Consider the following 24,162-nt stretch of genomic DNA (forward strand, 5'->3'; position numbering starts at 1 on the left):
AAGCGGGTGACGGGACTCGAACCCGTGTCACTGGCTTGGGACGCCAGAGTCTTGCCACTAGACGACACCCGCGTGTGCTGCGAGTACCCCCGGAGGGAATCGAACCCTCACCGTCCGCTTAAGAGGCGGATGCTCGACCAATGAGCTACGGAGGCGTTTGACCGCCCCCGTGCAAGCGGGCGGACGAACTTCACCACTGCGATTCAGTTGTCAGAGAACAAGGGACTGCCTTGGAACTGCTCACACTGCTGAGTGGGGATGCTGAGAGTTGAACTCAGTGGGCCGTCGAGCGGCTCCGGAGTTACAAGCCGGTGCGTCTCCGTAACGCGCTACATCCCCAGGAAGTGATGCGAGGTGATGCTTTGAAAACAGCGAGGCCGGGTTCCCCTTCGGGAGCCCGGCCTCTGTGCGACGTCACCTCGGGAGGGGAGGAGCCGTCGGCATTCAGAAGCCGGGTAGTCTGTTCCAGTACCACTGGGATTCGACCGAGAAAACCGGAGCGGTGACCAGACTGGGACGCGGGAGCGAATCGATGCAACCGGCAAAGTTGTCAGTGTGCTTGGGGTTCATCGCGCTCTGCAGCGTCACCGTTGTCATGGTCACCGCTCCTTTCAGCGAGAAAAGACGCGGCAATAAATGCTTCCTGACGCGCACGTGGATTTTCCACGCGCCCATCAGGCTCGAGTTCTTTTGCTGGCTTCTTTAAAGCGCTCAGCCAGCTTTATTAAGGAAGGGAATCTGTCTTCCTTTCGATGCCGAGCTGCGTGCCGAGGCCCAGGGCGGGAAAAAGAAAAAGGCCCCGGAGCACGAAGCTCCGAGGCCTTTTCATGTACCGATACTGGGCGCCGCCGACTCCAGATTCTCCGCCGTACCGCACCAGCTTCCCTGCTTCGCTGGGGCGCCGAACGGGACCTTCGGCCGCAGGTAGATGCGATCCTCGCCGCGTGCCCCACGGAAGCGGTCCACGACGTAGTTCTGGAAGGCATCGTCGCGAAGGTGGACCAGGTGCATGCCCGGCACGCCGCCGGAGCGCACGACTTCCACCGCGATGCGCCGCACGTCTGCGTCCGACACGTGCCCGTCCAACTCCACCGGCACGTCGGCGGACATCCCGTCATAGGTGATGTTGAGCGTCGTCATCGCCATCACATCCTTTCACTTGGAGCGGACCGCGAGTCGCGGCCGGTCCAGGTGGCCTGGGACGCGTACCTTGTCGCGTTCCTGACAGCCCCGACCAGTCGAAAGAGGGACAGACAGGCGGGTATGCTCCGCGCCCATGAAAAGAACCCTTCCTGGTGTCAGAGTCGCTCTCACCCTCATGGCCCTCCTGGGGGTTTCCCTGGTGGGCTGTAGCAGCGAGGACGTCGCCCCGACTCCCGCAGGCGGGAGTGTCGATGTTCAGTTCGACGTGGCCGTGCCCGCCAGCACCCCCTGTAGCGCCACAGTGGAGGTGGTCGGCAATGATCCGGCGCTTGGGGGTGGAAAGTCTCCGGGTCTGGCGCTCAAGCGTGACGTGGACGGCCACTTCCGGGGCTCGGGTACATTCACGGTGGGGAAGGTACTCACCTACAACTTCGTGCTGACCCATCCCTCCGCGCAGGAGCCCATCGCTTTCCACAGCTACATGGTGGAGAACCGCCGGAACATCCAGCGCCAATGGACCGTCAGCAAGTGGTCCGTGGCCCCGGACCCGGAGCACTTGCCTACCCTCTTCGTGGTCGATGTGCCCGCAAGCACGCCCGCGAATTCGGAGATCTGGCTGTCCGGCAACCAGGAGTCGTTGGGCAACTGGAATGGCGCGGGTGTGCAGCTGGCTCAGAGCTACTCGAGCGAGCGCAGTTATGTCACCTGCCTGGAGTTCTCGCCGGGCACCAACCTGGAGTTCAAGGCGACCCGCGGTTCGTGGGACTCGGTGGAGAAGGATGCCCAGGGTGGGGAGATCAACAACCGCTTCCACCGCGTGGACGCTCCGTCCACCGTGGCGGCCCAGGTGGGCTCGTGGCGTGACCTGGTTCCCGAGGAGCCGCGTCCGGACACGCTCACCGGCAACATCAAGTACCACGAGGTGGACGGGTCTGCTTATGGCCTGAAGAATCGCCAGCTCATTGTCTGGCTGCCTTCCAACTACGACACCGACACGAACGCCCACTACCCGGTGCTTTACATGCATGACGGCCAGAACCTGATGAATGTGAAGACGTCTGCCTTTGGTGTTGAGTGGGGCGTGGACGAGACGGCGCAGCAGCTCGTCGAGGCCGGGCAGATCGAGCCCATCATCATCGTGGGCATCTACAACACCGTGGACCGTGTCCTCGAGTACACGCAGATGCCCAGCCCGCCGCGCGACGGTGGCAAGGCGGATGACTACGGTCGCCTGCTGGTGGAGACCATCAAGCCGCTCATCGACTCGACATATCGGACGAAGCCGGAGCCGGAGTACACCGGTCTGGCGGGCTCGTCGCTGGGGGGGCTCGTGTCCATGTACTTGGGCCTCACGCACGGCGACACCTTCACGCGGCTCGGCGTTATCTCTCCCTCCGTTTGGTGGGCCAGTCGAGACATTGTCTCGCGCGTCAACGCGCTCTCCGACAAGAAGCCGCTGCGCATCTGGTTGGACATCGGGACCGAGGAGCTTGGGAGCGACGCGGATAACCAGGAGACCGTGGACGACACTCGGTTGCTGAGGGATGCGCTCATCGCCAAGGGCTGGGTGCTGGATGGCGACCTCAAGTATCTCGAGGCAGAGGGCGGCCGGCACAACGAGGCTTCCTGGCGGGCCCGCATGGACCAGATCCTCAAGTACCTCTACCCGGCGCACTGAGAGGCCGCACGCCCGGTCCGCAAGGAGCCGGGCGGCAACCTACGTAGGAAGTAGGGTTCATTCCTCCTGACCTGGTGGGTACACTGGGTCAGGAGGTGGTACATGGACCTGAAGCTTCTGCATGACTGGAACGTCACGCCCCAAGAGGCTGTGGCGCTCCAGAACTCCCTGCGTGAGCGGCTCGTGCTTCGAGCTCCCTCGGGGTTGAGAGTGTCCCGAGTCGCCGGTGCGGATATCTCCACCGAGCGTGGCAATGACACCGGGTACGGGGCCTTTGTGGTCCTCGACGCGGAGTCACTGGCCCCTGTCTCTCAGCAGGGTGCTGAGGCCCCGCTTGGCTTTCCCTACGTGCCAGGTCTGTTGTCGTTCCGGGAGCTACCCGTGCTCGCGGCCGCTTGGATGCGCTTGGAGTCCGCGCCCGATTTGCTCGTCTTCGATGGGCAAGGCACAGCTCACCCTCGCCGCATGGGAATTGCCTGCCATGGCGGTCTGCTCTTTGGCGTGCCGTCCATTGGGTGTGCCAAGTCGCTGCTGGTGGGCTCGCACGGTCCCCTAGGTGAAGAACGCGGCGCAACGGCGGAGATCCGGCACCGAGGTGAGGTGATCGGCATGGCGGTGCGGACGCGCCGGGGCGTCAGTCCCGTCTATGTCTCTCCTGGCCACTTGATGGACCTGCCCACCGCCGTGGAGTGGGTCCTTCGCTTGAGCCCTCGCTACCGCGAGCCGGAGACGACACGGCACGCGCATCGGCTCGTCAATGTGCTGCGCCGCCAGGCCCATGGAGGTTTGCAGGGTGACGTGTGTGGCCAGTGGGGAAGGGCATGGTCACCTTGAAGCCGCGACGGAGGTTGTCCATGGCTGAGAATCGTGAACCCACCCAGGCCCCCGAGGTGAATGCACGGCAGGGGACCACTCAGAGAGACGTACCCCTAGCCCGCAAATGAGAGGCGCCACCTCCCCGGAGTGCTCCGGAGAGGTGGCGCCTCTATTGGCTCAGGCCGCCTTCAGCAGCGGCGTGCGCATCACGCGCTCCACCCAGCCAGACTGGCTCACGCCAGCCGCCTTCGGCGCGTCCAGCAGCGCCTTCAGCACCCGCGGCACCTGGTAGGGGTCCGCGAACTGGTCCACCGACACCTCGCTGAACGGCACCTGCAGCTGGCCCGCGCACGTCCGCACGGTGTTACCCCGTGCGCTCGCCACGCTCACCATCAGCGCCAGCGCCGCCACCGTGTAGCCGCACTCGCGGAAGGCCCGCGCGAACTGGTCGCCGGCCTCGCCCGCCTCGTCGCCCACCACGATGACCACGAGCTTCGCCTCCGCCGGCACCTTCACGCCGTCCCGGTGCAGAGCGTGCACCGCGGCCGCGTGCGTCGTACCGCCAGACGCCTTGATGCCCTGCAGCATGTGCTGCACTGCCATGCGGCTGGACACCTTCGGCTTGAGCACCGTGCCCACCGTGTCGAACGACGCGATGTGCAGCTTCTCCAGCGGGAAGCCCGCGAGGATGCGCGTGAGCGCCTCCTTGGACTGCTCGATGGCCCCCTCCATGGAGCCGGACTTGTCGATGAGGAACATCACCCGCACGTCCGTCTCCGCCGTCGCCTCCGCCACTGCCTGCCGGGCTGCGTTGTCGCTCGCCTCCTCCAGCTTCTCTCGCAGCTCCTTGCTCCGGACGTTCTTCGCGATGTGGAGCGCCCGCTGGTCCGTTGCCGTCTGCACGGCCTTCTCCCAGCGCGCCCGGATGGTGGGCTCCGACAGCAAGCCCAGCTCCTCCAGCGTTGGCGTCATCATCCGCATGTCCCGGTCCGACAGCGACGGCAGCAGCGCCACCATGATGGCCGGCGTGAGCCCCACGTCCTTCGGCAGGCGGCCCACCACCTCCTTGAAGGAGAGCTTCTGCGACTCGATGGTCTCGCAGATCTCCGCCTCGGAGAGCCCGTCGAAGCGCTCGCGCTTGACCAGCCGCAGGCCCTCGAGGCCCACCGCCCGGTGGCCCCCGCTGGACTGCTTCTGCTTCCAGCCGAGCACCTCGAAGAACGCCTGCGTCTCCGGCTTGTAGCCGGCCTTGCGGGCGAGCTTCTTCAGCGTCTCCTTGAAGCCGGCCTTCACCAGACCCTCGAGCATCGGCAGGTTCTTCTCCCGCGCCTGGAGCCACTTCTGCGCCACGCGCTTCCAGCGGCCCAGCGGCGGCCGCTTGGAGCCGGGGTCACCGAACCCCGCCTCGCGGTTGAGCCGCGCGATCTCCGGCGTCTCGAGCAGCTCGGCCACTCGCAGCACCGCCTTGGGCGTGAGCATGCGCGTGGACTTGCGCTCGTAGTGCAGGATCATCGCCTCGCCGATGGCCCGGTGGTCGTCGTCGAAGAAGGCGACCGTGCCGTCGTCCTCACGAACCGGCTGACCCGCGTGGCCCTGCACCAGCATCAGCGCGCAGGTCGCCACCTTCAGGTCACGCCAGTCCGTCTGCGTCAGCGCGTAGGACGCGAAGTGCGCCATCAGGTCCGTGTTGAGCTTGTAGATGTCCAGGATCTGCCGGTACAGCTTCACCGCCGCCGGCACGAAGAGGCCCGGGCTCACCCGCGTCGCCTTGGCCGGGATCGCCGCGTTGCCGCGGGGCGCCGGCTGCCAGACGCCGTTGAGGTCGAGGCCCGGCCGGTTGTGCCACAGGTGGGCGGAGCCGTTGAGCACGAGCTCGAGCAGCCGCTCGGCGGGCCCGCGCTGTGCCTCCGGAATCATCGGGGTGTTCTGCTTCGTCGTCATGGTCCCCTCCGGGAACGTGTTGCGGGTGAGTCGGAACGAAGCGGGCACCGGAACCAGCCGGTACCCGCCTCGGGTGGAAGTAGGTGAAAGGGAAAAGGTGCGCCCGAGTGGCGAAGCCACGACGACCCTGTGGAAGGGCAGTGCTCTACCAGGCTGAGCTACGGGGCCATGGAGCGGCCCCGGCGGGAGTTGAACCCGCGACCCCTGCAGTGCTTGTAGGGCCTCACCGGCCGGGCGCTCAATCAGATGAGATGCAGGCTCACGAGAAGACGTTCACGTCTCCGTGCACCGGGAACAGCGCGACGTCTTTGCCGCCCCGGTAGGACTGCCTCGCGGGTACCGAGACGAGCTCCCACGAGGGGAGAACCACCGCGGTGAGCGAGCGTCCGTAGACACAGCCCGTGTCGATGCCGACCGCGTGCTCTGTCACCAGCGGCTTGTCGAACACCGTGTGCCCGAAGATGACGCGCTCGGGGCCCTTCCAGTGGTGCGTCCAGAATCGATGCGTCGCTGGCGCCTTCGAGGGCCAGTAGCTCTTCTTCTCTGGAGGCTGGATGCACTGGGCGTGGAGCAGGTGGTACGGATCCTGCGACTCGATGGGCTTGTGGGGCATCACTCCCGCGTGCACCACGACGGCGTTGTACTCAGGCAGCCGGATGTAGAGCGGGAGCTTGGCGAAGTAGTCCAGGTGCTCGGGTTCGAGCGCCCGCCGCGTCTCCAGGTGGTCCGGCGAGAGCCGGTCGTCCGAGCGGCGGCGCTGTTGAAGGTGCGACTCCTCGTGGTTGCCCTGGATGGCCTCGTACTTCATGGCCAGCTCCACGCACTCGCGGCGCTTGGGGCCTCGGTCCACGAGGTCTCCCGCGAAGATGATGCGGTCGCTGGAAGTCGCGCCCACCTTGGCGAGCAGCTCGAGGGCCTCGTCGTAACAGCCGTGCAGGTCGCCGATGACGATGGTTCGGGGAGACATGGGACAACACCTCAAGAATGGAGCGCCCGAGTGAGGAAGCCGTAAGTTGCGCTGAATTCACGGTTCAGTGTCGGGACCCCCCGACGGCATCGCCCTGATGGGAGAAGGGTGGAGTCGAACCACCGGAGCTTGTAAGGCCTCTTCGGCCAGGCACTCTAAAAGAGTTGCCGCCAAGGACGCCGCCTCCCCTGGTTCCTGACGGCGGATTTTCCGGCTCCAGCCTTCCCCGGCCTTCTGTCAGGAACCTGGAAAAGCCCCCGTCTTGCTCTGCGACGCCCCCCTACCTGTCCGTTCACCGGCGGTGGGGGTCCCCGTCATCGGAGGATGCCTGCGGATGCCATCGTGGTACCTTGCCGAGCCGTGGATGCCCCGCCCACCCGCCAGGTGGGGAGGCACTGAACTCCTCGGCGCTACCAGGTTCCTTCGGTGTACGACCAGCTCTCGGATGACGAATTGTTCGCGGAAGTCTCCCGACGCCGCGCGGCCGGCGAGTCCTTCAATGGACCGCTCGGCGCGCTTGTCGAGCGGTGGGGCCGTCCCGCCCGTTATGTCATCGGCAAGATCCAGGCCAGCTATGGCCGGGGCTCTCCCGCGGATGGGGATGAGCTCTTCCAGGATGCCGTGGGGAAGTTCATCTCCCGCGGCCTCGACCAGTTTCGCGGCATCTCCGAGCACATGCCCGGCAAGGCCGCTTCCCCCAAGACGTTCTTCCTGCGAATCGTCAAGCACGTCGCCATCGACTTCTACCGGCGGCAGCGCGAGGAACTGGCCCCAGCGCCCAGCGACCCGGACGACACCATGGAGGAGTCTCCTTCCGAGATGGCGCAGGCCGTGGAGAAGGCCAAGCGCACCGAGGAGCGCTCGGACGCTCAAGAGCTCTACTGGGCAGCGTTTGCCCGCCTCCAACAAGAGCACCCCAAGGAGGCTGGCGCGTGGGAGCTGTACCACCACCAAGATGTGGAGGACCACGAAGAATGCGCCCGTCTGCTGAACATCACCGTGGTCAACTCCTACAAGCGCGTCAGCCGCGCGCAGGCCTACCTCAAGCTGTATCTGCTCGAGTTGAAGCAGACAGCCGAGGGAGGGGACTGAGTCCCCGCTTTTCGTTCCATCTCTTCTCTCGAGGTTCGCGATGAGTGACGCTCTCTCCCGTTATCAGGCCCGGCATCAGCAGCTCTCCAGTGGTTCCTCCTCCGTGGGAGGTACCCTCGAAGCCGCAGGAGATCTGCTTCGTCGTAGCTCTCGCGTCGGAGTGCAAGCCGTGGAGCCAGCGCTGCGCGCGGTGACTCGACCTCAGATCGAGACATGGCTGCAGAGTCAGAAGCCCGCCGAGCTTCGGACCCAGTTGCTCAAAGCCGCCGAGGAAGCTGTCGAGGTCGCGCTGGGAGAAGGTGGCGACGAGGCGGAGATGTGGCGAACTTCGGCGATGGATGGGTTGTCCGCGCGAGATCGCGCCGCCTCCGCCGCCCGCGCACTGGGGCAGTGGGAGGCCCTCCACGGAGCCCTGACGGGGCCCGCAGCGCAACGGCGGGACGATTTTCTCCAGGCCCTCGGGAATCTCGATAACGCGCTCCGCCCGAGGGCCCGCTGGTTCATCCCCCTGAACCCGCAACGCAGACAAGAGCGCGACCTGCTCGACTCTTCCGAGCAAGCGCAGGCCTGGTGGTTCTCTGCCCGGGCCGACTGTGATGACTTGGTGGCTACCTGGACGCAGCAGCCCCAGTCCCTCTCTCCTCACCTTCAGAGCTGTGCCGACTGCCGCGACGATCTCGCGGACACCGCCATCGTTGATCAGCCTCCTGCCCGTCACGTGAGCGCCGATGAGCTGTGGCGCCTCGACGTGGGACTGCTGTCCACCGACGAGCGCGCTCGCATCGAGTCGCATACCGCTCAGTGCTCCGACTGTGCCCAGGCTGTGCTGGCCCTCGAGGAGGGTGACGCCGCCATTGATGAGGCTCTGGAGATGGAGGCAGAGGGCTCCACGGGGCCGGGTCTTGCCGCGCGCACCTCGCGGGAGGCTGTTCCTCGCCGCCCCGGTGCCCGTCTCCCCGAGCAGCGCGAGGTGCTGGAGGAGCGCCGCGATTTTCGCGTGCTCCTCGTGCGTGAGCGCCAGCGCGTGAGGCTCCTGGTGCAGCCGCTCTCTGGCCGCACCGTCACTGCCGCCGTGTTCACTGCTCCCGGCAAGCCCTCGATCAAGCCGACTCAGGGGCCCGAGGGGATTTCCTTCGAGCTCGGCGCCGACGGTGGTGGCACGCGCTCCGCTCACCTCACCGTGATGGCCGGCGGAGAGACCCTGGAGCGCGACTTCTCCTACTGAGAGATGTTCGTCCCCGCCCGCATCGCATCCCGCGGCGTCATGGGCGGGAGCGGCGGCGGAAGCCCACCGGGTGGCTTGTTCCGCCGGAAGCCGTTGCCCAGGAAGGACAGCGACAGCTGCACCGGCGGTGGCGTCTTGCTCAGCGCCGCGCCGCACACGTCCAGCCGGTCCGTGGTGCGCAGACCTTCGTACCGCTGGTAGCGGATGCAGGTGGGATCCTGCTTGTAGTCCGTGTCGCGGACCAGCTCGCGCTCGAGGATGCCCGCCTTCATCGTGAGCTTCTCCGGATCCATCTGGATTCGCACGGGATCAATGCCCCAGTTGCCCTCGATGAGCGTCCGCTTGCCGTCCGCCGTCACCTTCAACGCAATGGGCCGGCCGAGGTACATGCCCTTCACCTCGTTGCCCTGCTCGGTGACTTCCTCTTCGAGGATGTTGCGCCAGATGCCATCCGCTCCGCGCGTGTAGCTCTTGTCCATGTTCACGCGGCCCAGGTTGAACCAGTGCTCGCCCACCTTGCCCGTGGCCAGCTGGTTCTCCTTCGGAGTCACCGCCGCCGCGGCCGCCGCCTGCGTGGCCTCCTCCAGGCCGTGCGGACCGCCCTGCGGCACCGCCGGGCGCGCAGCCAGCAGGTCCGTCACCGGCACGGTGCGATCCACCACCTCGAAGCGCACGCCATCCAGCCACGCCTGGCCCGTGCCGCTCAGCAGCAGCCCCGCCATGATCGCGTTGGACTCGGGCGGCACGTCGAGCACCACGTCGAACCGCTTGCACGGCGTGGTGCCCGACAGCGAGCGCGACTGCATGTTGTCGAAGCCCAGCGGCTGCTTGGAGTCCTTGCCCTCCACCCGCATCCACAGCCCCGCCCACCCAGACACGTCCTTCACTCGCACCGTCGCCGAGAACCGCAGCCGCTTGCCCCGGAAGTCCTGCGCCCCGAAGGCCTGCATGAACGTACCGTAGCCCGTGTCGTTCCCCGTCTTCGCGCGCAGGAAGGCACTGCGGGTGCCCTCGCACGGCGAGTTCGTGTCCACGCCCGCCTCGTAGAGGTTCGGTGCGCTCTGCGTCACGAACCAGCCCACCGGCAGCGACTTGGAGTCCCCGCTCAGCTTGGGCGACACCGGCTCATCCGCCCGCGCCGCTCCTGCCGCACTCACCACCCACGCCAGGATCAGCGCCCCGAGATGTCTCTTCCAGGATGTCATGGCGCCATTCCTCACAGGGACGCGGGACGCGATGAGAGCGCCCCCGCCGGAATCCCCGTGCTCCCCTCGTAGCGGGGCACCTCGCCCATGCCGAGCGGGTACTGCACCAGCAGCCCTCGCGCCGCAGCCTCCGACGCGCAGGACTCTTGCGTGGTGAGATCCGGGCACGCCACCACCGTGCTCGGCAGATCCATCGGCAGCTCCAGCGTCAGCACCGCCGGAGAGGGCTGCTCCACCGGCTGCGACACCGCCGCGCCAGGGTGATGCACCATCAGCGCCAGCGCCGCCGCCGCCGCCATTGCCGGGCCTACGACGACCGCCGCTACTCGCGCCACGCGCCAGCGGGCCGGGCGTACGACGTTGTCCTCTCGCGGCGCCGCGCTGGCTACTTCGCGCAGCTGCTCCTCCAGCATCGCCTCCTGCTGCAGCAACCGGGCGCACGCCTCGCAGACCAGCGTGTGCGCCTCGAGCTTGCGCTCGCGCTCGGGATCCAGCGCACCCAGGATGTACTGCTCCGCGTCAGACGGAGTCAGGTGCGGTTCAGTCATGGCTCTCCTCCTCGAGCGCGGTTCGCAGCTTCTTGCGCACCTCGCACAGGATCTGTCGCACGCGCTGCACGGACAGGCCGACACGCGCCGCGACTTCGGCATGGGGTAGCTCCTGCCCATCGCAGGCCAGGAGGAACACGTTACGGGCGCTCGGCGAGCACCCCGCGAGGGCCTCGTGGGCCCGGGCCAGCTGCTCCTCGGACAACAGGCGCCGCTCGGCCGACACAGTCGGATCCACCGGGTGCTGCCGCTCGGGCAGCTCCTCCACGTTGCCCGTGATCGCCTCGCGCCGGGCACGGCGGGCATCGTCCGCGGCCAGGAAGGCCGCCTGGGTGATCGCGAGGTTGGGCAGGCGCAGCTCCGTCAGCAGCCCGCGCTGCTGTTGTTGGATGAGCCGCGTCCAGGCCTCCTGGGCCAGCTCATGGGCCCGGTCCACCCGGATCCCCTTGGCCAGCAGCGATACCACGACGCGCCGGTGGTGGCGCGCGATGAGCGCGTCCCAGGCCCGCCGGTCGCCTGCCAGCGCCCGCTGGGAGACATCCTCGTCCCCCTTTTGGGTGCGCTCCACGGCGTCTCCGGCGTCCTCTTGCTGTCGGCCCATTATCGGCAAGCCCTGCACAGCCGCTCCCACCATCGCGTCTTCCTATGTTCTCGGTGGCTTCCCCGGGCAGTGCTCCTCCCGGGTGCTCTCGAAAACGTCCGACCCCCACCAGCATATCGAATCGGATGGAAGAGGGTGTGGGACAAGGTGGGTGCCTAGCCAATGGATGGGCTGTCGCCCGAGCTCCAGGTCTGTGTAGACAAACGGACTACCCCTTGGGCTCGGGCGCAGACGTTGCCCTGGTCATCGAGAATCTTGGCCGAGGCGAAGAGGGTGCTCTTGCCGTGGGAGTCGATCTCCGCCTCGGCGCGCAGGGAGTTGCCGGTGGCGGGGCGCTGGAACGTCATGGAGAGCTGCAGGGTGGCACAGCGCTTGGTGGGGTCCAGCAGCGCCGGGGTGCAGCCGAGGACCAAGTCAAAGAGGCCCGCGAGCACGGCACCGTTGATGGCCGAGGCGGTGCCCAGGCCTCCTCGGTGGTGGTGCTGGAGCTCGGGGATGGCGGCGACCACCTTGCGGCCCTCGGGGAAGGAGAGCCGCACTCCGAGGTGGCGCATGGGGGCGCTCTGGCTGAACTGCTCCGCGTAGCGGTCGAGCTGGGCCTGCGTGGGGCGGGACGGGGTGTCGGACATGGAGGCGCCACTTTATGCGAGCCCAGGCCTCGGGTGGCGGATGGCGGGCAGGCAGGCGGACACGGCCCCGGCGTGCGGAACGTCCGTCACGGCGCGCGGAAATTCGTTAGAGAAGGCCTTCTGTGAATCCGCACGAAGCCGCCCTGCTCGAAGACCTGAACCCGCCTCAGAAGGAGGCCGTCCTCCATGGGGACGGTCCGCTGCTCGTCCTGTCGGGGGCCGGCAGTGGCAAGACGCGCGTCATTACTCGCCGCGTCGCCCACCTGGTGACGGTCCGCCGCGTGTTCCCCTGGCGCATCCTCGCCGTCACCTTCACCAACAAGGCCGCCCGCGAGATGCGCGAGCGTCTGACACAGCTGCTCGGCGCTCAGGCCCATGAGCTCGTGGTCAGCACGTTCCACTCGTCCGCCGCCATGATTCTCCGCCGCGAGGCCGAGGCCGTGGGCCTGACTCGCAGCTTCGTCATCTATGACGATGGGGATCAGCTCGGGCTCGTGAAGCGCGCCATGCGCGATGCCCGCGTGGAGCCGCTGCTGCAGCCGCGCGAGATTCTCCACCGCATCGATCAGGAGAAGAACGCCGCCCGCCTGCCCGAGGACATGCAGGTGGACATCGACGACATACGCGGCATGGTGGTGAAGAAGACGTATCAGGCCTATCAGCGCCTGCTGCGCGCCGCCAACGCCGTGGACTTTGGCGATCTGCTCCTGCTGCTGGTGACCCTGTTCCGCAAGCGGCCGGATGTGCTGGCCAAGTACCGGCAGCGCTTCTCTCATGTGCTCGTGGACGAGTTCCAAGACACCAACCCTGTCCAGTATGAGCTGCTGCGCCTGCTAGCGCCTCCGCCGGGCGCCAACCTCGTGGTGGTGGGCGATGATGACCAGTCCATCTACCGGTGGCGCGGCGCCAGCGTGGACAACATCCTCGGCTTCCCTCAGCAGTACCCGGGGGCCCGGGTCGTCAAGCTGGAGCAGAACTACCGCTCGGACAAGAACATCCTCGAGGCCGCGCACGCCGTCATCTCTCACAACCGGCGGCGCATGCCCAAGAAGCTCTGGAGCGAGCGGCCCCCGGGCGCGAACCTCGATCTGCTCATCAACCGCGATGAGCGCGCCGAGGCCCAGGAGGTCGCCCGGCGCGTTCTGGCGCTCCAGCGCGAGGGCTTCATCAAGTACTCCAGCATGGCCGTCTTCTACAGGGCCAACGCGCAGAGCCGCGTGCTCGAAGAGGCCATGCGCCTGGCCCGTGTGCCGTACACCCTGGTCAGTGGCCGCAGCTTCTATGACCGCGCCGAGGTTCGCGATGCCGCCGCGTATCTGCGCCTCATGGTCAACCCGCGCTCGGATGCGGACCTGCTGCGCGTCATCAACACCCCGGCCCGTGGCATCGGCGACACCACCGTGGAGCGGCTCTCCGACTACGCCGATGCTCAGGGCATCAGCCTGTATGAGGCCATCGAGCGGCCGGAGAAGATTCCCGCGCTCAATGCGGCGGCCGCGCGGCGGCTGGGTGGGTTTCATGTGCTGGTGTCTTCCCTGAACGCGTTTGCCCAGAAGGCCCAGGATGCCGCGGGCGCCGTGGACGAGATGTTGAAGGAGACCAAGCTCGTCGAGTCCCTCATGGCCGAGGGCAGCGATGAGTCCATCACTCGCGCGGAGAACCTTCGCGAGTTCTTGGGCGCGGCGCAGGAGTTCGACCTGAACCGTGCGGCTGCTGCCGTGGCTGCCGCAGCGGCTCAGCCCGCAGAGGGCGCCGAGCCTCCGCCTCCCGAACTGGATGCGGCTCCGCTTACCGCGGATGTGCCTCCGCTTCAGGCGTTCCTGGAGCAGATCAGTCTGGTCGGTGAGGCGGATGCGGAGGTGGGGGAGGGCCGGGTGGCGCTCATGACGCTGCATGCCGCCAAGGGCCTGGAGTTCGATGCTGTGTTCCTCACCGGCATGGAGGACGGGGTCTTCCCGCACTCGCGCTCGCTGGCCGTCGAGGATCCCGAGGACAGTGAGGAGATGGCCGAGGAGCGGCGCCTCTGCTACGTGGGCTTTACCCGTGCTCGAAAGCGGCTGTTCATCAGTTTCGCGCAGTGCCGCTCTCTCTTCGGTGAGCTTCGCTACAACCCGCCCTCTCGCTTCCTGCGGGACGTGCCGCAAGGACTCTTCGGCATCGAGCAGGAGGTTCAGGAAGCCCCGCGTCCCATGCCCTCGGCTGTGGCTCCGCGCCGCCGCTCGTATGACGAGGACGATGGGCCGCGCGTGGATCGCTCCTACTCGCAGGCCGCCGATGGCGAGGGGATGGGCGGGGACGTGCGGGGCATGCGCGTGCGCCACGAGCAGTTCGGTGTGGGCCGCATCATCTCCGCCGACGGCTCGGGCCCCAATGCGAAGGTGACGGTCGAGTTCGGCGGTGGCGTGGGCCTCAAGCGTGTCATCGCCCGGTTCCTCATGCCGGGCTGAGAGGACCTCCAAGAACCCGGTGGCAGCCCGGCGGCAGAAGGTGCCGGGGCACTGCCGGGGCGATAGAGTGCGCGCATGCGATTCACCCACATCGGCTTGGAGAATTGGCGCAACTTCCTTGAGGTCGCTGTACCTCTTGAGGGCCGCGTCTTTCTTGTGGGGCCGAATGCAGCTGGGAAGTCCAATTTCCTCGACGCCATCCGCTTCTTGCGCGATGTCGCGGATGTCCAGGGTGGTTTTCAGCGTGCTGTCTCCTCTCGCCGAGGCGTGTCCCAGATCCGCTCCCTGCACGCACGCCGGTACCCGAATGTCGCGGTGGAGGTGATGGTCGATCTCTCCGACGGCAAGCCGTGGGGATACCGGCTGGAGTTCACTCAGGACAACCAACGCAGGCCTGTGGTCAAGCGGGAGATCGTCACACACGGTGATGACACACTGCTGTCCCGGCCCAACAGCGAGGACAAGCGCGACCCTGAGCTCTTGACCCAAACGCACTTGGAGCAAGTCAATACGAACCGGCGGTTTCGCGAGCTGGCGGATTTCTTCGCCAAAGTGCGGTATCTGCACCTTGTTCCTCAACTGGTGCGTGAGCCCGATCGCTCAGCTGGGCGGGTGAATGATGCATTTGGTGGAGATTTCTTGGAGCAGCTTGCGAGAGCGCCCTCCAAGACACTCAAGTCACGATTGAAGCGAATCACTCATGCGCTTCGGGTAGCAGTTCCCCAACTTCAAGAGCTGGATTTGAAGAGGGACGAGCGAGGGGTTCCGCACTTGTTGGGGCGGTATAAGCACTGGCGTCCCAATGCAGGGTGGCAGAACGAGACACAGCTCTCCGATGGGACGCTGCGGCTCCTCGGGTTGCTGTGGGTCTTTCTCGACGGCACAGCCCCCCTGCTGTTGGAGGAACCGGAGCTGTCTCTTCACACCGCAGTTGTCCGCCATATCCCGCAGATACTCGCTCGCTTGAGCCGGAAGAGTGACCGGCAGGTGCTCGTGAGCACCCATAGCGCCGATATGTTGTCGGATCCGGGGATCGGTGCAGAGGAGGTTCTGGTACTAGAGCCTCTCAAAGAAGGGACGCGGATCGAAGTGGCCAAGGATGTCGAGCAGATCCGTTCCCTTCTTGAAGGAGGAATGTCCATGGCCGAGGCAGTCATCCCAAGGACAGCACCCGTGGGAGCAGAGCAACTTCCACTCTTTGGGGATGCGCTGTGATACCCGTGTCCATTGCAGTGGAAGGGCCTACGGACACAGCGGTCGCTCGAAGGCTGATTCGCCATGTGGGCCTTTCCGAAGGTCCCATTTATCCAGCGGGCGGTAAGTCCAAACTCGACCAGAAGCTGCAGGCCTACAACAACGCCGCGCGCAGCGCTCCCTGGTTTGTGCTCAGGGACATGGACCAGGACGCGCCGTGTGCCCCTACGCTTGTGGGACGTTTGTTGAAGGCACCCGCACGCCTTATGCGGTTCCGGATTGCGGTTCATCAGGGGGAGGGGTGGCTGCTCGCGGATGCGGAGCGGATGGCTGCCTTCCTTCATGTTCAAGTGTCGACTGTCCCCACTTCTCCCGACACTCTCGTCAATGCCAAGCAGGCGTTGATCAATCTGGCTCGTGGTTCACGGTCACGGGAGGTTCGTGTCGGCATCGTTCCTGCGGAAGGGTCCACGGCTTCTGTGGGGCGTGAGTACACGTCCATGATCGCAGAGTTCGCACGCGACCAATGGCGCCCAGGTGTCGCTGCCAAGCGCAGCGAGAGCCTCGCTCGCTGTATTCGTGCTCTTCAGTCCTTACCCTCCTGAGGAGAGAAGGTGTTCGCGTGTCCATACCGTCGCCATTCGAAGAGCTGCTCGCGGTCGCCAAGGGGCCCGCGGGCGAGGCCGTCCTGGTCGTCACCGGCGCAGGCGTCAGTCTGGCCAGTGGCATTCCCACTTTTCGCGGGACGGACCCCGGCGCCGTCTGGGCCAATGACGTCACCCAGAAGGGCACCCGCGCTTACTACCGCCAATCGCCCCATCAGTCCTGGCTCTGGTACCTCAAGCGCTTCGAGTCCCTGAAAGGCGCCCAGCCGAACGATGCTCACCGCGCCCTGGCGCAGTGGCAGCAGCGGCAGCAAGCCCTCGGCCGGGAGTTCCTCCTCGTCACCCAGAACATCGACACCCTCCACGAGCAGGCCGGGAGCCGCGATTTCGTGAAGGTGCATGGGAGCTCGGATCTCGCGCGCTGCACTCAGCTGACCTGCACCCACGGCCCGCCGTACGGCACGCTTCCGATGGCGGAGGTGGACTTCACCGCGCTGTACGCGAATCCCAGCCGCGAGACCGTGCCGCGTTGCCCCGTGTGCCAGAGCAAACTGCGCCCCCACGTGCTCTGGTTCGATGAGTACTACTCGGAGCATGGCTCGTATCAGTTCGACCGCGTCATCCGGCAGGCGCGAAAGAGCCGGCTGGTCGTCTTCATCGGGACGTCCTTCTCCGTGGGTATCACGGCCATCGTGACCGAGGAGGCCCGGATACACGGCGCTCATGTGTTCAGCATCGACCCCGCTGGGACATCTCCCTCTCATGACATCCAGGTCGTGGCGGAGGGGGCAGAGGTGGCGCTCCCGCGGCTCGTGGCGTCGCTCTAAGCAGTGCCGAGTTCACGGCTCGGGCGGACGGAGGCTCCAGGAGAGCACCCGCCCGTCCAGCCCCAGCACGAAGAGCTGATCCCCGAGCACCACCGGCTGCGTCCTCATCGGTGTGTCCGTCCGCAGGGTGAGCACTGGGGCTCCTCCCTGGCGCTTCAGCGTGAGCACGAGCCCCTCGCGTCCGCTCGTGGGTACCACGAGTTCCTCCCCGTGCACGGCGAGCTGCGTCACGAGCGGAGAGGGGAGGGGAATGCTCGACAGCCGCTTCCCATTCGAGGGGGACACCGCCAGCAATTGTGGAGGCTCGGTCGCTCCGACCCAGAGCACCCCTTGCACGAATGTCGGTGGGCTCGTGAGCACCGGGGCCGGGGACTGCTCCCAACGCAGTGCGCCGTCCGTCATCCCTACCGCCGCCGTCTTCCCTGTCCGCGTCGACACGTACAGCGTGTCGCCCTCCCGCGTCATTCCCAGCACGGGCCCCATCAGTCGGCGCCAGCGGACCTCTCCGTTCTCCACCGAGAGGCCCACCAGCCCCGCCTCTCCCAGCGACACCGCCAGCACCCCTCCCGCTAACTCGGGCGCCGGGAGCCTCTGGCCGGGTTCCAGATGCGTTTCCTCCGGCTTGGGCGCGGGGCGCCTCCACTTCACCTGCCCCGTATCCATCGCATGGGCTCGCACCGCTCCGTCCGGCCCCAGCACGTAGACGGACGCCTCATCCGCGACCAGCCCCGTCATCACCGGCGGCTCTCCCGTGAGGCGCCAGCGCTCCGTCCCGTCCGCCAGCCCCAGCCGCACCAACTCCCCTCCCACCGTCCCCGCAAGCACGCTGTCCCCCACCACCGCCGGCCGCCCCGCCACCTCCTGCCCCAGCTTCACCCGCCACACCGGTTCGCCCTTCCGATTCAGCCGCACCAGCGCGCCTGCCTCGTTGCTCACCAGCACGCCGTCCTCCAGCCCCACCAGCCCCGCTCGCGAGGACGCGTCCGTCGAGAACTCGAAGACCCGCTCCGGGCCTCGCTTGCACCCCATCCCTCCTGTCACAAGGAGTACGAGCAATAGGTGGCTACATGGACAGGCGCGCCTCAGCATGGTTTGAGGGACGCATCTTCCGACCCGCACGAGGGTTGGCAAGCAAGGAACCTCGACCATGGCCTCCATTCGCGACGACGAGCTCCCCAGCGCCACCGGAATCCCTTCCGCGGCTCGGCGCACCGACATCTCCCCACCTCCCGCCATCGAGGTCACCGAGGAGCTGCTGCACGCCCTCCCCAAGACGGACCTGCACTGCCACCTCGATGGCTCCATGCGCCTGAAGACCATCCTCGAGCTCGCCGAGCAGCAGAAAGTCTCGCTGCCCGCCGATTCCGTGGACGGCCTGGCCCAGGCCATTCATATGGGCCAGGTGTGCAAGAGCCTCGAGGAGTACCTCGTGGCCTTCGACGTCACCCTCTCCGTGCTCCAGACGGCCGAGGCCCTCTACCGCGCCGCCTATGAGCTCGCCGTGGACGCCGCCTCCGAGAACGTGCGCTACCTGGAGGTCCGCTACTCGCCCGCACTGCACCTGCAGAAGGGCCTGAAGATGACCACCGTCATCGACTCGGTGCTCGAGGGGCTGCGCGCCGCCAAGCGCGAGACGGGCATCAAGTGCGGCGTCATCGTCTGCGGCATCCGCCACATCAACCCCCAGACGTCCATGCGCCTGGCCGAGCTGAGCGTGGCCTACAAGAACCGCGGCGTCATCGGCTTTGACTTGGCCGGCGCCGAGGCCAGCTTCCCCGCCAAGGACCACAAGGAAGCCTTCCAGCTCATCCTCAAGAACAACGTCAACTGCACCGCCCACGCGGGTGAGGCCTTCGGCCCCGAGTCCATCGGGCAGGCCATCCACTACCTCGGCGCCCACCGCATCGGCCACGGCACGCGCCTGCGCGAGGATGGAGACTTGCTCAACTACGTGAACGATCACCGCATCCCGCTGGAGGTGTGCCCCACCTCCAACGTGCAGACCGGCGCCGTGCCGAGCCTCGCCGCCCACCCGCTCAAGTTCTACTTCGACTACGGCCTCCGGGTGACCATCAACACCGACAACCGGCTCATCACCGACACCACCGTCACCAAGGAGCTGTGGCTGGCGCACAAGGAGCTGGGGCTCGCGCTCGAGGACCTCACCACCGTCATCGTCTCCGGCTTCAAGAGCGCGTTCCTCCCGTTCCGCGAGAAGCAGGACATGCTGCGCGCCGTGAACCAGGAGATCGCCACCACGCTCGCCGCCTTCGAGAAGCGCCCCACCGCCGTCAAGAAGCCCGCCTGAGCGCTCAGGCTGCCGCTGGGCCATCGGGCTCTATATAAGAGTCTATTTCGAGGTCGTGGAACCAAGTGACGATGCCCAAGGCAGGTGGAGCAACGCTAGGTAAGCGTCGTCTCGCCTCTCCCATCGCACCAGCAAGGGGCGGAACCGGTGGAGGAATGAATGGGAGCGCTCGACCACCCAGCACTGCGTCTTCTTGCGCCGACTCCCCTTCGGCGGCCGCGCTGGTGGGCGGCGCCTCCTCACTTGCAATGTGAAGCCCAGGCGGGCTGCCCAAGTACGCACTTGCTGGCAGTCGTACCCTGCATTCAGGCACAGGTGCAGGCGCCGACAGCGGGTCGATCTGGGGCGCTTCATCGGCACCGAGTCAAAGGTGTGCTGCACCAGCTTGAGTCGTTCGTGCTGGCGCCAGCGACCACGAGGCTGAGGGGGAAGCCCCGCCCATCGGTCAGCAGGCTCCACTTGGTGCCTCGCTTGGCTCTGTCGGTGGGATTGGGTCCAATTTTTCCCCTCCTAAGCTAGCGGGGCTTTGCCCTGAGCGCCGTCCATGCACAGCCACCTCCAGTTGATCTGAGGCATCCCCTCAATCTGAGGCATCCCCTCATATGAGGCCAAAGACTTCGCGGAAGACGGGCTGCTTGCAGACGTGCTGAGCGAAGCGCCGCACCTCCTATAGGATTAAGCCCATGGGGTAGGCACCTTCATTCCCTACCTACCGAAGTAGGCTCTTACATAACTCCAAGTGCTTGGCGTTCCCATCTGCTGGGCGTGCCCGAACTATTCCGTCGCAGAGACTGCCAATAGATGTTGACGCGTCAGCCGAGAGCACTTGCGCGTCACTTGCGCGTCACTTGACGTAAGACTGCGGCCCGAGTTCTCGTTCTTGGCCTATGCCTAGGTCGCCCAAGGAGCACTGGCACCTCTAGGCCCGCTACTTGCACGGCTTGCCGACGCACACGCCGCAATGCAGAGCCCACTCCGCCTCGAGTACTTACCTCATGAATAGCCTCTGGACAGGCACAGGCTGGTTACAAGCAGTATTGTGGAGACACTAGCACGTGCCTGCTTGGCTGTTGTGAGCCCTCGCCTTACCAGCGATGTCAGTCGTCGCATGTTTGGAGGCAGCCACCGCCTCAGCGGAAGACCTCGCAACTCTTAACGCGCCGCTGGCACAGAATCCTTACACCCCCGCGGTCGCTGTTGTTATCCGTAGGAGCGTGCCTCTTCCCTGAGCCCTAAACGAGTCTTGAGGTGAGAGGAAAAACAACCAGCATTCAAGGAAAGACTCGTGTCAGCTACCTCTAAGACTAGGCTAGAAGCGATTGCGAAATTTGTCATTACCTCAGCGTTGCTGTGGCTCGCGTGCGGCGAGGTGCCGCAGGGCGAGAACGGAGCGGTGCACCACGAGTGGCTCGTACCCAAGGAGCTCCAGGCCGCAAGCAATGAGCCGTGGAAAGCCACGGGCGCTCTGGCCAACGTACGATATGCCCACAATGCGACGGTGTTATCCAACGGCCAAGTGCTGGTCACTGGAGGCGTTGGCTCAAGCGACGTTCTCGCCAGTGCGGAGGTGTACGATCCGGCCACGGGAACGTGGAACCCTACAGTCTCTCTGGCCACGGCGCGTTGGTTCCACACGACGACACTGCTGCCTAACGGCCAAGTGCTGGCCACTGGAGGCAGTGGCTCAAGCGGCGCTCTCGCCAGTGCAGAGGTGTACGATCCGGCTACGGGGACCTGGAGTACCTCTGGCTCTCTAACTGTGGCACGCCGGTACCACACAGCGACGCTGTTGCCCAATGGCCAAGTGCTGGTCACCGGTGGTTTTGGCTCAGGCGGCTACCTCGCAAGTGTGGAGGTGTATGATCCGGCAACGCAAGCCTGGAGTACCACTGGTGCTATGGCCAGTACACGCTATCTCCACACGGCGACGCTGTTGCCCAATGGCCAAGTGCTGGTCACCGGTGGTTTTGGCCCAACCGGAGCTCTCGCTAGCGCGGAGATGTACGATCCGGTCACAGGGGCCTGGAGTACCACTGGCGCTATGGCCAGAGCACGCTATCTCCACACGGCGACACTGTTGCCCAATGGCCAAGTGCTGGTCACTGGGGGCCGTGATTCAAGCGGCGCTCTCGCCAGTGCAGAAGTGTACGATCCGGCCACGGGGATCTGGAGTACCTCTGGCTCTCTAACTGTGGCACGCCGGTACCACACAGCGACGCTGTTGCCCAATGGCCAAGTGTTGGTCACCGGTGGTTTTGGCTCAGGCGGCTACCTCGCAAGTGTGGAGGTGTATGATCCGGCAACGCAAGCCTGGAGTACCACTGGCGCTATGGCCAGGGCACGCGAGTACCACACGGCAACGCCGTTGCCCTCCGGCCAAGTGCTGGTCACTGGTGGCAACGGCCCAGGCGGCCCGCGCGCTAGTACGGAGGTGTACGATCCGACCACGGGGACCTGGAGTACCACTGGCGCTATGGCCAGTACACGCAATTACCACACGGCAACGCTGTTGCCCAATGGCCAAGTGCTGGTCACCGGTGGTTTTGGCCCAACCGGAGCTCTCGCTAGCGCGGAGGTGTACGATCCGGTCACAGGGGCCTGGAGTACCACTGGCGCTATGACCGTAGCTCGCGAATACCACACAGCGACACTATTGCCTAACGGCAAAGTGCTGGTCACCGGCGGCTTTGGCTCAAGCGGCTACCTCGCAAGTGCAGAGGTGTACGATCCGGTCACGGGGACCTGGAGCACCACCAGCGCTATGGCCAGTACACGCATGAGACATACGGCGACACTGTTGCCCAATGGCCAAGTGCTGGTCTCAGGCGGCGCTCTCGCAAGTGCAGAGGTGTACGATCCTGTCACGCGAGCCTGGAGTACCACTGGTGCTATGGCCAGGGCACGCGAGTACCACACGGCGACGCCGTTGCCCTCCGGCCAAGTGCTAGTCACTGGTGGCAACGGCCCAGACGGCCCGCACGCTAGTGCAGAGGTGTACGATCCGACCACGGGGACCTGGAGTACCACTGGCGCTATGGCCAGGGCACGTGAAAATCACACGGCAACGCTGTTGTCCAATGGCCAAGTATTGGTCACCGGTGGCTTTGGCCTAACCGGCTCGCTCGCTAGCGCGGAGGAGTACAATCCGGTCACAGGGGCGTGGAGTACTACTCGCCCGCTGGCCGTGGCACGCAGGGACCACACGGCGACGCTGTTGCCCAATGGCCAAGTGCTGGTCACCGGCGGCTTTGGTCTGGACGAGGAACTCGCCAGCGCAGAAGTGTATGACCAAGAAACAAAGGGGTGGAGCCGGACAGGCCCTCTAGCCATGGCACGCGAGTACCACACTGCGACGCTGTTGCCCAATGGCCAAGTGCTAGTCACCGGTGGTTTTGGCTGGGCCGGTCATCTCGCCAGCGCGGAGTTGTACTACGACCCCATCGCACCGGTTGCTCCGGTAGTGACCATCTCAGGCAACGGCTCGATGACCAATGACAACACTCCTACCTTCAGCGGCTTGGCGGAAGCGATTAGTACCGTCACCATCCTCGTGGATGACACTCCCCTGGGCGCCACTAAGGCGAATATGGCAGGCCACTGGACCTTCACTCCTACCGTGAAACTGGCCGATGGGGGGCACACTGTAAGGGCGCGGGCCACAGATGGAGGGGGCAACACGAGCGCCGACTCGACCACCAACACTTTTACGGTGGATGCCACTCCTCCACCTCCTCCAGTAATTGCCAAACCGGCCAATGGAGCGCGAACCAATAACAACCAACTGGCTTATAGCGGGACGACGGAAGCGGACAGCACCGTCACTATCATTGTGGATGGAATTCCAGTGGGCACCACCACAGTTGATGCAGCGGGCAACTGGAGTTTCACTCTATCCATGCCGTTGGCCGATGGACCGCACACAGTAATGGCGCGGGCCGCAGATGCATTGGGCAACACGAGCGCCGACTCAAACACCATCACTCTCACGGTGGACACCACGCCTCCGCTTGCTCCGGCGGTTGACACCCCAGTCAATGGATCGCAAACCAATAACAACCATATGACTTATGGCGGGACGGCTGAGGCGGGCATCTCCGTCACTGTCATAGTAGACGGGATTGAGGTGGGCGCCACGACGACCAACGCCTTTGGGGTGTGGCATGTCGCGCCCCCTGCGACCTTGGCGGGTGGCAGTCACACGGTAAGGGCGCGGGGTACAGATGGAGGGGGAAACACGAGTGCAGACTCAAATACTAATACCTTTACGGTGGACGTCACGCCTCCTCCTGCTCCGGTGGTGAACACACCGGCTAACGACGTGGTTAGCAGGTACAACATACCGACCTACAGCGGCACAGCCGAGCCGGGTAGTACCGTGACTGTGAGCGTGGACGGCACTGAGGTGGGCACCACCACGGCCGATACTTCGGAGAGGTGGGGTTTCACACCGGAGGTGCCGCTGCCGGATGGCCCTCATTCAGTAAGAACTACGGCAACAGACGCGGCAGGCAATACCAGTCTTGGCTCCACCACCAAAGTCTTCACGGTTGATACCACGCCTCCAATTGCCCCCGAGGTGAATGTGCCAGAGTTTGTCTATACTCAGAAGCCAACCATTTCCGGAAATGCGGAGCCTGGCAGCACAATAACAGTGTGGCTTGATGGGAAAGTTGCAGGAACAACCGATACGAACCCGAAGGGGCTCTGGAACTTCACTCCAGGAAAGGCTCTGCCTGTGGGGCAGCACCAAGTCATTGCCATTGCTACGGATGTGGCAGGCAATGCCGGTTCTTTCTTCAAGGCCCACAGTTTTACGATAATCATTAGGAGTCATTACGGCTGGAGTTGCACCACCGCTCCTTCCCTCTCAGCCACTTGGGCCTTGCTGGTACTGGCCTTGTATCTTGGAAGGAGTCACCGAGCACGGTGAATGGAG

General features: G+C 65.4%; 19 protein-coding genes and 3 tRNA genes. 9 read left to right on the forward strand and 13 right to left on the reverse strand.

Annotation, left to right across the window (positions count from 1 at the left end; genetic code table 11):
- Nucleotide 1: 1 nt before the first annotated feature.
- The 5 genes from DB31_RS20770 to DB31_RS20785 form a co-directional block, all read right to left on the reverse strand.
- Nucleotides 2-72: transfer RNA gene (locus tag DB31_RS20770), tRNA-Gly, on the reverse strand.
- A 12-nt stretch (nucleotides 73-84) separates the two neighbouring features.
- Nucleotides 85-155 (reverse strand) — tRNA-Lys (locus tag DB31_RS20775).
- Nucleotides 156-253: 98 nt separating this feature from the next.
- Nucleotides 254-339, reverse strand: a tRNA-Tyr gene (locus DB31_RS20780).
- A gap of 105 nt (nucleotides 340-444) precedes the next feature.
- Complete coding sequence (locus DB31_RS48935) at nucleotides 445-675, reverse strand: hypothetical protein (protein WP_157232093.1); 231 nt, start codon at nucleotides 673-675, stop codon at nucleotides 445-447.
- A gap of 150 nt (nucleotides 676-825) precedes the next feature.
- A complete protein-coding gene (locus DB31_RS20785; RefSeq protein WP_240486787.1) occupies nucleotides 826-1,140 on the reverse strand; it encodes a hypothetical protein in 315 nt (104 codons plus the stop codon).
- Nucleotides 1,141-1,318: 178 nt separating this feature from the next.
- Here DB31_RS20785 and DB31_RS20790 point away from each other — a divergent pair, with 178 nt between their 5' ends.
- Entirely contained in the window at nucleotides 1,319-2,821 is a 1,503-nt protein-coding gene (locus DB31_RS20790; protein WP_052420135.1) for an alpha/beta hydrolase-fold protein, read from the forward strand.
- A gap of 102 nt (nucleotides 2,822-2,923) precedes the next feature.
- Nucleotides 2,924-3,655, forward strand: coding sequence for an endonuclease V (locus DB31_RS20795; RefSeq protein ID WP_044190611.1), 732 nt, complete (start codon nucleotides 2,924-2,926; stop codon nucleotides 3,653-3,655).
- Nucleotides 3,656-3,814: 159 nt separating this feature from the next.
- Here the strand turns inward: DB31_RS20795 and DB31_RS20800 are convergent, their stop codons facing one another.
- Nucleotides 3,815-5,578, reverse strand: coding sequence for a VWA domain-containing protein (locus DB31_RS20800; protein ID WP_044190614.1), 1,764 nt, complete (start codon nucleotides 5,576-5,578; stop codon nucleotides 3,815-3,817).
- 259 nt (nucleotides 5,579-5,837) lie between these two features.
- Nucleotides 5,838-6,545 (reverse strand): metallophosphoesterase, encoded by a 708-nt coding sequence (locus tag DB31_RS20805; RefSeq protein ID WP_044190617.1) that lies wholly within the window; start codon nucleotides 6,543-6,545, stop codon nucleotides 5,838-5,840.
- 426 nt (nucleotides 6,546-6,971) lie between these two features.
- On the opposite strand from DB31_RS20805, the gene DB31_RS20810 reads away from it, so the two are divergent.
- Nucleotides 6,972-7,637, forward strand: a complete 666-nt coding sequence (locus DB31_RS20810; RefSeq protein WP_044190619.1) for an RNA polymerase sigma factor — start codon at nucleotides 6,972-6,974, stop codon at nucleotides 7,635-7,637.
- Nucleotides 7,638-7,677: 40 nt separating this feature from the next.
- On the forward strand, nucleotides 7,678-8,862 hold the full coding sequence (locus DB31_RS20815) for a hypothetical protein (RefSeq protein ID WP_044190621.1): 1,185 nt from the start codon (nucleotides 7,678-7,680) through the stop codon (nucleotides 8,860-8,862).
- Here the strand turns inward: DB31_RS20815 and DB31_RS20820 are convergent.
- From DB31_RS20820 to DB31_RS20835, 4 genes are all read right to left on the reverse strand, one after another.
- On the reverse strand, nucleotides 8,856-10,067 hold the full coding sequence (locus DB31_RS20820) for a hypothetical protein (RefSeq protein ID WP_044190624.1): 1,212 nt from the start codon (nucleotides 10,065-10,067) through the stop codon (nucleotides 8,856-8,858). The two genes, DB31_RS20815 and DB31_RS20820, sit on opposite strands and share 7 nt — an antisense overlap.
- 11 nt (nucleotides 10,068-10,078) lie before the next feature.
- The gene (locus DB31_RS20825) at nucleotides 10,079-10,615 is read right to left on the reverse strand and encodes an anti-sigma factor (protein ID WP_044190626.1); all 537 of its coding nucleotides are present in this window, start codon (nucleotides 10,613-10,615) and stop codon (nucleotides 10,079-10,081) included.
- On the reverse strand, nucleotides 10,608-11,183 hold the full coding sequence (locus DB31_RS20830) for an RNA polymerase sigma factor (RefSeq protein WP_240486788.1): 576 nt from the start codon (nucleotides 11,181-11,183) through the stop codon (nucleotides 10,608-10,610). The genes DB31_RS20825 and DB31_RS20830 overlap by 8 nt, the downstream gene beginning before the upstream one ends.
- 188 nt (nucleotides 11,184-11,371) lie before the next feature.
- Nucleotides 11,372-11,845, reverse strand: coding sequence for a PaaI family thioesterase (locus DB31_RS20835; RefSeq protein WP_044190629.1), 474 nt, complete (start codon nucleotides 11,843-11,845; stop codon nucleotides 11,372-11,374).
- Between the two features lie 122 nt (nucleotides 11,846-11,967).
- On the opposite strand from DB31_RS20835, the gene DB31_RS20840 reads away from it, so the two are divergent.
- From DB31_RS20840 to DB31_RS45000, 3 genes are all read left to right on the forward strand, one after another.
- Nucleotides 11,968-14,292 (forward strand): ATP-dependent helicase, encoded by a 2,325-nt coding sequence (locus DB31_RS20840; RefSeq protein ID WP_044190632.1) that lies wholly within the window; start codon nucleotides 11,968-11,970, stop codon nucleotides 14,290-14,292.
- Nucleotides 14,293-14,367: 75 nt separating this feature from the next.
- Nucleotides 14,368-15,507 carry an AAA family ATPase gene (locus DB31_RS20845; RefSeq protein WP_044190635.1) on the forward strand — a complete coding sequence of 380 codons (1,140 nt, stop codon included), beginning with the start codon at nucleotides 14,368-14,370 and terminating at the stop codon, nucleotides 15,505-15,507.
- Between the two features lie 601 nt (nucleotides 15,508-16,108).
- Entirely contained in the window at nucleotides 16,109-16,918 is an 810-nt protein-coding gene (locus tag DB31_RS45000; RefSeq protein ID WP_052420136.1) for an SIR2 family NAD-dependent protein deacylase, read from the forward strand.
- Between the two features lie 12 nt (nucleotides 16,919-16,930).
- Here the strand turns inward: DB31_RS45000 and DB31_RS20855 are convergent, their stop codons facing one another.
- A complete protein-coding gene (locus tag DB31_RS20855) occupies nucleotides 16,931-17,947 on the reverse strand; it encodes an outer membrane protein assembly factor BamB family protein (protein ID WP_240486789.1) in 1,017 nt (338 codons plus the stop codon).
- A 118-nt stretch (nucleotides 17,948-18,065) separates the two neighbouring features.
- Here DB31_RS20855 and add point away from each other — a divergent pair, with 118 nt between their 5' ends.
- A complete protein-coding gene (gene add / locus DB31_RS20860; RefSeq protein ID WP_044190639.1) occupies nucleotides 18,066-19,226 on the forward strand; it encodes an adenosine deaminase in 1,161 nt (386 codons plus the stop codon).
- 42 nt (nucleotides 19,227-19,268) lie between these two features.
- On the opposite strand, the gene DB31_RS51605 is transcribed toward add, so the two are convergent.
- Nucleotides 19,269-19,580 (reverse strand): transposase, encoded by a 312-nt coding sequence (locus tag DB31_RS51605; RefSeq protein WP_420806713.1) that lies wholly within the window; start codon nucleotides 19,578-19,580, stop codon nucleotides 19,269-19,271.
- 1,039 nt (nucleotides 19,581-20,619) lie between these two features.
- On the opposite strand from DB31_RS51605, the gene DB31_RS51610 reads away from it, so the two are divergent.
- Nucleotides 20,620-24,156: an Ig-like domain-containing protein gene (locus DB31_RS51610; RefSeq protein ID WP_420806714.1), complete on the forward strand. Its 3,537-nt coding sequence runs from the start codon at nucleotides 20,620-20,622 to the stop codon at nucleotides 24,154-24,156.
- The last annotated feature ends 6 nt before the right edge of the window (nucleotides 24,157-24,162 follow it).

This window comes from Hyalangium minutum (assembly GCF_000737315.1).
GTDB lineage: Bacteria > Myxococcota > Myxococcia > Myxococcales > Myxococcaceae > Hyalangium > Hyalangium minutum.